This window comes from Gracilibacillus saliphilus, from assembly GCF_010994085.1.
GTDB classification, from domain to species: domain Bacteria; phylum Bacillota; class Bacilli; order Bacillales; family Amphibacillaceae; genus Gracilibacillus; species Gracilibacillus lacisalsi.
The window spans coordinates 1-458 of record NZ_WJEB01000087.1 but is presented as its reverse complement, the minus strand read 5'-3'; the positions used below and the strand labels follow the sequence as shown (position 1 = coordinate 458).

At 41.7% G+C, this 458-nt stretch carries 1 protein-coding gene; it reads right to left on the bottom strand.

Annotated elements, in window-relative coordinates; translation table 11 throughout:
• Positions 1 to 106: 106 nt before the first annotated feature.
• The coding region (locus tag GHT08_RS21965; protein ID WP_163583503.1) for an RNA-guided endonuclease TnpB family protein at positions 107 to 458 on the bottom strand (352 nt) is incomplete at its 5' end.

The following is a 458-nucleotide window of genomic DNA, read 5'->3' as shown; positions in this document are numbered from 1 at the left end:
GGGGATTCTTGGGAACAGAGCGTACTTATTAGGTTATTTCTTCCCTAACAGTGGTTTCTCTTCTTTACCAAGCTATCCCCGTAGTCCCTACGGTTTTATTGGTTGTTTAAGCCGAAGCTACCATTCGTAATCCTTCGGCTAGAATATTTTTGCTCGCATTGACATCTCGATCGTGGTGAGTATGGCAAACTGGACAAGTCCATTCCCTTATCTCAAGCGACTTCTTGCCATCGTGATATCCACAAGCAGAACATATTTGACTTGATGGAAACCATTTACTTATTTTCACGATCGTTTTGCCGTACCATGCTGCTTTGTATGTTAGTTTGGATACAAAGCTCGACCATGATACGTCAGCTATAGATTTTGCTAGTTTATGGTTGCGCAACATTCCTTTCGTGTTCAAGTCTTCGATACAGATTACATCGTGGTTTTGGATGAGGTCTGTACTTAACTTG